The sequence below is a fragment of the Acidimicrobiales bacterium genome (assembly GCA_036491125.1).
In the GTDB taxonomy this organism is placed as follows: Bacteria; Actinomycetota; Acidimicrobiia; order Acidimicrobiales; family AC-9; genus AC-9.
The window spans coordinates 1-7544 of the sequence record DASXCO010000245.1 but is presented as its reverse complement, the minus strand read 5'-3'; the positions used below and the strand labels follow the sequence as shown (position 1 = coordinate 7544).

Here is a 7544-nt window from a genome sequence, read left to right as displayed (position 1 = left end):
ATCATCGACAGCTGGCCGTTCTGGAGCTCCACCTGCTGGGTGCTGATGTCAGGGACGATGTCGATGGTGACCGTCGAGTAGTAGGGCTTCGTGCCCCAGTACCCGGGATACGACGTCAGGACGTAGTGGCTGCCGGGAACGAACTGTGAGATCCGGTATGGTCCCGTGCCGGCGTCGTTGGTCTTGAGCCAGTTCTGCGCCCAGTCGCCCGGGTTCCCGCCGGTCTCGTGGGCCTGGACCGTCGTCGGGCTCACCAGCTTGGGCGAGTACGGTGCGGCCAGGTAGTCCATGAAGGCGCTGACCGGCTTGTCGAGGTGCACCACGAAGGTGAGCGGGTCGGGCGTGTCCATCGAGGTGACGTCGGCGACCATGTAGGAGGGCGCCGAGTTGACCCCGGCGCGACGCTGGAAGCTGAACTTCGCCGCTGCCGAGTCCACCGGCGTGCCGTCATGGAAGGTCACGCTGGGGTGGAGCTTGAAGGTGTATGTCAGGCCGTCGGGTGAGACGGTCCAGCTGTCGGCGAGGGCAGGGACGACCTTCGTCGAGCCGTTGGCGTACTTGACGAGACCCTCATAGACCGAGGTGACGACGGCGTTGCCCTCGATCTCGTAGAAGATGTCGGGGTCGGGCACCTGCATGTCGTGCCCGAAGGCGAGCTTGAGCGTGTGCGACGCCGACACCCCTGTGGCTGTTGCCGAGTTTGACCCGGGAGAGCCGCAGGCGGCGACGAGGACGGCTACCGCAGCCAGTACAACAAGTGTGCGACGAGTGAGCTTGGAGGGGGGAAGCAACGGGGCTCCTTTCGAGGCCGGTGGGACGAGTCCCGCGCAGCCCTGGTGGTCCGATGTCGTGCCGGTCAATGGAGAATCGACCCCCCGTTGCTGCAGATGGCCTGTCCCGTGACGTGGCCGGCGTCGTCGCCCGCCAGCCAGGTCACGAGGGAAGCCACGTCCTCAGGAGTGCAGAGGCGGGCGGCGGGCACGGCCGCCAGCAGCCGGTCGTGGACGTCGCCCGGTGATGTCGCCCTCAATCGGGCCTCGGCAGCTTCCTCGGCCAGCACCATGTCCGTCTCAACCGTGCCCGGACATACTGCATTGACGGTGATCCCCGAGGGCGCCAGTTCGATGGCGGCTGCCTGAGTGAGTCCGACGACGCCGAATTTCGTCGCGCTGTACCCAGCGAGGAGCGGTGCGGCCCGTATCCCCAGGTCGGAGGCGATGTTCACGATCCGGCCGCCTCGCCCGGCGGCGACCATCGTGGCAGCCGCCGTCTGCGTGCCGCGGAAGGTGCCGAGCAGGTTGACCTCGACCATGCGGGCCATCGCCTCGGGTGTGGTCTCCACGAGGGGCGCAAGCACCGAGACGCCCGCGTTGTTGACCCAGACGGCCAAGCGGCCGAGCTCCGACTCGGCCACCCGGGCGAGCATCGCCGACGTGCCCGGGTCACCCACGTCGCCCTGCAGGCAGAGGGCGGGAACGCCCTTCTTCTCGATCTCGGCCGCGGTGGCAAGGGCCGACGCCTCGTCCGCCGACCAGCCGATCACCACGGCGAGGTCCATGTCGGCCAGGGCCAGCGCGATCCCCCGCCCGATCCCCCGTCCTCCGCCGGTCACCACGGCAACGCGATCGGTAGCGGTCACGGTCACGCGACGACCCATGAGAACGGCGCCAGGTGGCGCGGCTCGTGCATCGCCATTCGCTCGGGATGCCACTGCACGCCGAGCTGTCCCTCTCCCTCGACTGCCTCGACGACGCCGTCGTCGCTCCATGCCGTGGCCCGTAGCGCCGTTCCGACCGTCGCCACTGCCTGGTGGTGGATGGAGTTCACTCTCGACGCCCCCGCGAGCGCCACCGATGCCCCCGTCCTCGGATCGGCCTGGACCCCGTGGACCGCCTCGTGCTGACGCTCGTACTCCCAGTGCCCCGCGAAGCCGGCGCCGGGGAGGTCCATGACTAGCGTGCCCCCCGACGCCACCGCCAGGAGCTGGGCTCCCCGGCAGATGCCAAGCACACGCCCGCCCGACGCCGTGGCCTGGTGCACCGCCGCCAGCTCGAGGGCGTCCCGCTCGGGGTCGCACTCCTGGAGAGTGGTGGCGTCATACTCGTCCGCAGAGGCATAGGTGGCTGGATCCACGTCGCCTCCTCCGGACACCAACAAGGCGTCGCTCGACGCCACGACGTCGAGCACCTGATCGGTATCGGCACCTGGCCCGGCGGGCACGATCACGGCCCGCCCACCGACCGCCCATACCGCCTCCACGTAGCCGCGGTGCAACGAGTAGCGGTCATCCGGCGACCTCCCGGCGAGGATCGCGACGACGGGCCCGCCGCCACGAGCGCCTGTCCGGTCGCCTGTCATCGGACGACCTCGTCCGTGCGTGTCTCGGGGGCGATGACCGGGCCTGCCGATCCCAACGGGACATGCTCACTCAGGGGCGGCTCCTCGACCCGCCCTCGCTCGACAACGGCGCACAGGGCCGCCACCGTGCGCTCGAGCATCCACGCCCCGAGCTCGGGTGTGGCCTCGCTCGGTCGGCCCGTCACCCCGTTCGTCGACAGGGAGGGCGCGCTGTAGCGGAACACCAGGCGAGAGGTACGGTCCGGGTCGTCCGCTCCGACCATGCGATCCTGACGCACGAGGTCCGGCGCGAGCTTCATCATGAGCGACGTCTCGGCTCGGTTGGCGTGGATGTCGTCGCCGTCGGCCAGTACCTCGGCCATGACCTCGGGATCGGCCGACCACCAGCCCACGACACCAGCGCGAAGGTCTGGGCGATGCAGCCGGATGTGATCGGTCGCGACTCCGAGCGCTGACTCGTTGCCGAGATGGGCGTTCACCAGGAGCACGCGTCGCAGACCAGACAGGGCAGCCCACTCGATGGACTGGCGGGCCAGGCTCGCCAGGAGCTCGGGTGAGAGGGACAGCGTGCCTGGTAGCGACGTGCCGTGGCCGTAGCTGCTGGCGATGGAGAGCGCCGGAAGGACCGGCGCTCCGGTCCTCGCCGACACCATCTCCGCCAGTGTCGTGGCGATGATGGTGTCGGTACCCGTCGGCAGGTGCGGGCCGTGCTGCTCGGTCGCCCCCACCGGGAGTAACCCCACCTCCTTAGCTCGCTGCGCGCTCAGGTCGCCGATCTCGGGCCAGGCGAGGTCCGCCCATCGCACGGGGCCGGCTGGGGCCGGGGTGAGATGCTCGTTCGGGGGCGTCACTGGTCGGCCTCCGCTCAGAACATCGTCAGGTAGGTCGACCGCTCCCACTCGCTGACCTGGGAGTGGTAGCCCTCCCACTCGGCGAGCTTCATGTCGACGTAGGCGGATACGAACTGTGCGGGGAACACCTCCCGTGTCAGCGGATCGGCAGCGAACGCCTCGATCGCCTCCAGCAGCGTGCGGGGCAGCCGGGTCGCCACCAGGTCGCCGCCACTGGGGCCGGATGCCGACCAGTCATAGGTGAGGTCCTCGACCGGGTCACCGGGGTCGAGCCCCTCGGCGACCCCCTCGATACCCGCCGCCAGCAGGAAGGCCGCCGCAAGGTATGGGTTGGCGGCCGAGTCCACACCTCGGTTCTCCACGCAGGGCCGGTTGCGGGGCAGCCGCAGCATGCACGAGCGGTTGTTGTCGCCGTATGCGGCCCACACCGGTGCCCAGGACACGGTTCCATCGGCGAGCCGGGGCTGGAGCCGCTTGAACGAGTTGACGGTTGGCGTACAGATGGCGGCCAGGGCGGGCGCATGACGGAGGATTCCGGCCACGAACCCGTAGGCGGTCTTGCTCCACCCTCGTCCGCACGGGTCCAGCGCATCCCTGAAGACGTTCTCGCCCGTGCCCGCGTCGGCCAGGCTCATATTGAAATGCCAACCCGATCCCCAGGCTTCGGTGTAGGGCTTCGGCATGAATGTGGCCATCATCCCCACCTCCTTCGCCACCTGCTTGGCCATGAGGCGGAACAGCGTCAGACGGTCGGCCATCTGCAAGGCCGGGGCGTGGTCGAAGTCGAACTCGTACTGCCCGTCGCCGCCCTCGTGATCGAAGCTGAAGACCCCGAAGCCCCACTCCTCCATGTACCTCACCATGGGGTCGAGGAACGCCATGGCGTCGAGGGTCGACTCGACGTCGTAGGCCGCCGTGGGCCGATGCCTGCCCGACGGCGCGATTGGCGTCAGGTAGGAGCGCGTCGTCTCGGACGCCGGCTCCTTCACCACGTAGAGCTCGGTCTCAACCCCCAGGTTGAGCCCGAAGCCTGCGTTCGCAGCCCTGTCGAGCTGGCGTTTCAGGATGGACCGCGTGCAGAGCGCGAACGGCTCGGTCCCGCCGTAGTGGAGGTCAGCGGCCATGACCGCGAACCGACGGTCCCAGGGCAGCACACACAGCGTGTCGGGGTCCGGTACGGCCACACACTCGTCCTCGTCAGGGGTCATCTGGCCGAGGTCGCCGAGCCCACGGGGCGTGTACCTCTCGTGCCCGGCCAGCAGAGGGGCAAGATGGCTCACCGGCACGCATTTGGACTTCGCACGCCCGGCAACGTCGATGAAGGACGCGAAGACATACTCGACCCCGTCAGCGGCGAGAGCGTCGGCAATCGTCCCGTGTTCAGGGAGTACGGCTCTGATGGTTTCCAATGTCCAGACTCCTTGCTGCAAAAGACAAAGCCCGGGAAAGCGCAATGGCCTCCCGGGCTTTTCTCCCTCCGTGTCACACATGGACCGTGATGAATCCCATGTGTGTGCACCTCTCGGACCAGACTGCCGCGGGGCCGCAAGGGGAACGGACCGACGCAGCACGGAACCCTAGGTGCGTCTATTCAGTTGTGGAGATCAGGATACTTGTGGACTGTTTCGGGTGGTTATCCCGAATGTAAACACTCTGTTGCGAGACGATCCGGTGCGAGGTTCGGTCCCGCGCCCGCCCGCCACGAAGAGCCCGTTTCTTGCCGAAGCGCACGACAGACCGCCTTCACCGGTGGTCAGGGCGCGGCAGGAGTCCGTACAGCCCGAGGTGATCGCCGCGCAGATCGTGAAGTCGGCCCCACGCGAGTCTCCGGCTGATCGTGGCATCATTCGGCCCATGAAGAACGAGACGTGGGTTGCCGTCCCTGCCTCTGACGTCCAGCCCGGTGAACGGGTGCGGATGCCATCCGGTGAGGAGATCACCGCAACCCGCGTCGCCCGCCCGTTCATGGGCATGGACGCCCTGGTCGCCCTCATCGAGGACACGCCGGACCGATGGTTCAAACAGCCGCTCTCCGCCGACGCAGAGATCCATGTCCGGCGGGGGGCAAACGGCTCCCTCACTGATGTGCCGGTCCGGACCCTGGCCGCCAGGCCAACCACGCTTGCGGAACACGACGGGAAGGAGCTCCTCATTGTCAACCTGGCGTCGAAGTGCGGGCTGACACCGCAGTACGCCGGGCTCGAACGGCTCCACCAGCGGTACGCCGAGCGCGGGTTCTCGGTGCTCGGGTTCCCGTGCAACCAGTTCGGCGGACAGGAACCGGGGACAGCCGAGGAAATCAACGAGTTCTGCTCGACGACCTACTCGGTCACTTTTCCGGTCTACGAGAAGGCGGACGTCAACGGGGCTAACCGCCACCCAGTGTTCGACATCCTTACCGCCGCGCCCGACGCCGCGGGCCACGCCGGCGAAGTGGAATGGAACTTCGAGAAGTTCATCGTCTCGCCCCTTGGCGACGTTGTCGCCCGCTTCCGACCAGCGATCGATCCCGAGGCGCCCGAGGTCATTGCCGCGATCGAGGCCGCACTGCCAGCCTCGCCAACCATGTAGGTCGATGTTGTCCGTCCCGCACTGCACGACCCCGTTTCCCGCGGCTCACCCTTCCTCGCGGTGAGGGCTGGACCTCCGTCGGAGCTCGGCTATCTCAGCGAGCTGCTCCAGCTCCTGCTGGCTCGGTGCTCGCAGTAGCATCTCCTGGGCAAGCAACGCCGCCAGCCGGCCTTCGCAGTCGCGTACGGTCCCCGTGTAGACGCCGAGTCCTCCGGCGGCGGCGCCGGGCTGCAGGTGGAGGAGCAGCCAGTCGCACGGATCCACATCGCGGCGGAACCACATCACGTGGTCGATGCTCGGTCCACCGGTGCCGACGCCCTCGACCTCAACCTGGCCGAATCCGGTGCCCAGATCGGAGACGTAGGCGATGGCGCACGCCCGCAGCAGGCGGTCGTCAGGTAGCGGGTCGCGAGCGCGGATCCACAAAGCGTCGGGGTGGGTTACGCGGCCGTTCTTCATCGCCAACGGGTTGATCTCCACGACGTCGAGCAGGAGCAGGCGCTCTACACGGTCCCCGGCGGCGGGCGGCGGGCGGTCAGACCTCGCCAGTGCCTCGAACTCTCCCCCGGGACGCTCGACCGTGAACGAAGCCAGCATCGAGAAGATCACCTCGCCGTCCTGTACGGCCCGCACGTGCCGGGCCGAGAACGTCCCGCCGTCGCGATCCCGGTCGACGTGGAGGATCACGGCTCGGTCGGACCGGCCCTGCCGGAGGAAGTAGCCGTGGAACGAGTGGGGAAAGCGGTCGTCCGGAACCGTGAGTCCGGCGGCCCGCAACGCCTGCGCCGCCACCTGCCCGCCGAACAGCCGGTGCCGGTTCATCCCGACGTTGACGCCACGGAACAGGTCGCGGTCGAGGACCTCGAGGTCGAGCAGCTCGGCCAGCGTTCGAGGGACGGGGAGCTCGGGCACCCGAGTGACCGTAGACGACTGGCAAGCAAAGTACGAGTGACCGCAAGCCCGAGCACCCGGGTTGCCCGACACAGCGGCCCGTCCCCGGAAAGGACGATGAGATTACTATCGCAGAGGGTCTTGGCAGCCGCGTTGCTTGACACCTCGGCGCCGCTGGCCTTGGCTTGCCTGCAGTGCAAGCTCTCTGTGATGTAGTTCCTTTCTCGATTCTCGGGCGACGGGAGGACTGAGTTGCAATCGGAAGATTCGCTCTCTGGCTGCGGCGTCTTGGTAACGGGAGGTGGGACGGGCATCGGCAGGGCCTGCGCCGCCGAGGCGGGCCGCCAGGGTGCCAGGGTGATGATCTGTGGGCGGACGCGGTCGCGGCTAGAGGAGGTGGCGTCCTCGCTCGAGAGCTCGGGGGTCGACATCGAGGTCACTGTGGCCGATATAACGGTAGAGCACGACGTCGCGGCGACAGTCAACGCAACGGTGGCATGGGCTGGCAATCTCAAAGGCGTGGTGGCCAACGCCGGTGGCGCCGGGATGCTCGCTCCGTACCACCTACAGGACGTGGCCGACTTCCGTCGGGTGCTCGACCTCAATGTGGTGGGGACCATGCTCTGCGTGAAGCATTCTGTACCGAGCCTCGTGGCAGCCGGCGGCGGCAGCTTTGTGGGCATGTCCTCGATAGCCGCGACCGCCACCCACCCGGTCTTCGGCGCGTACCCGGTATCGAAGGCAGCCATCGACGCCATGATGCGCAACGCGGCCGACGAGTATGGCCCGGCTGGCGTACGTTTCAACTCGGTGCAGCCCGGCTTCGTGACCACGGAGATCATGGAGAGCATTCCCCTCGACAGCTCCGTCTTC

8 protein-coding genes and 1 riboswitch are annotated in these 7544 nt (G+C 68.0%); of the genes, 2 read left to right on the top strand and 6 right to left on the bottom strand.

The annotated features are described in order from the left end of the window. The 5 genes from VGF64_18780 to VGF64_18760 form a co-directional block, all read right to left on the bottom strand. The coding region (locus VGF64_18780) for an ABC transporter substrate-binding protein (GenBank protein HEY1636806.1) at nt 1–791 on the bottom strand (791 nt) is incomplete at its 3' end. A 65-nt stretch (nt 792–856) separates the two neighbouring features. After that, the gene (locus tag VGF64_18775) at nt 857–1645 is read right to left on the bottom strand and encodes an SDR family NAD(P)-dependent oxidoreductase (GenBank protein HEY1636805.1); all 789 of its coding nucleotides are present in this window, start codon (nt 1643–1645) and stop codon (nt 857–859) included. Next, the gene (locus tag VGF64_18770) at nt 1642–2358 is read right to left on the bottom strand and encodes a gamma-glutamyl-gamma-aminobutyrate hydrolase family protein (protein ID HEY1636804.1); all 717 of its coding nucleotides are present in this window, start codon (nt 2356–2358) and stop codon (nt 1642–1644) included. Before VGF64_18770 ends, VGF64_18775 begins: the two co-directional genes overlap by 4 nt. Continuing rightward, nucleotides 2355–3164 carry a creatininase family protein gene (locus VGF64_18765; protein HEY1636803.1) on the bottom strand — a complete coding sequence of 270 codons (810 nt, stop codon included), beginning with the start codon at nt 3162–3164 and terminating at the stop codon, nt 2355–2357. Before VGF64_18765 ends, VGF64_18770 begins: the two co-directional genes overlap by 4 nt. A gap of 59 nt (nt 3165–3223) precedes the next feature. Then, entirely contained in the window at nt 3224–4618 is a 1395-nt protein-coding gene (locus VGF64_18760; protein HEY1636802.1) for a hypothetical protein, read from the bottom strand. A 47-nt stretch (nt 4619–4665) separates the two neighbouring features. Continuing rightward, nucleotides 4666–4801: riboswitch (guanidine-I (ykkC/yxkD leader) on the bottom strand. Between the two features lie 262 nt (nt 4802–5063). On the opposite strand from VGF64_18760, the gene VGF64_18755 reads away from it, so the two are divergent. After that, nucleotides 5064–5780, top strand: coding sequence for a glutathione peroxidase (locus tag VGF64_18755; protein ID HEY1636801.1), 717 nt, complete (start codon nt 5064–5066; stop codon nt 5778–5780). 45 nt (nt 5781–5825) lie between these two features. Here the strand turns inward: VGF64_18755 and VGF64_18750 are convergent, their stop codons facing one another. Next, nucleotides 5826–6692 carry an acyl-CoA thioesterase domain-containing protein gene (locus tag VGF64_18750; GenBank protein ID HEY1636800.1) on the bottom strand — a complete coding sequence of 289 codons (867 nt, stop codon included), beginning with the start codon at nt 6690–6692 and terminating at the stop codon, nt 5826–5828. Between the two features lie 231 nt (nt 6693–6923). On the opposite strand from VGF64_18750, the gene VGF64_18745 reads away from it, so the two are divergent. After that, on the top strand, nt 6924–7544 hold a 621-nt coding region (locus tag VGF64_18745; GenBank protein ID HEY1636799.1), incomplete at its 3' end, for an SDR family NAD(P)-dependent oxidoreductase.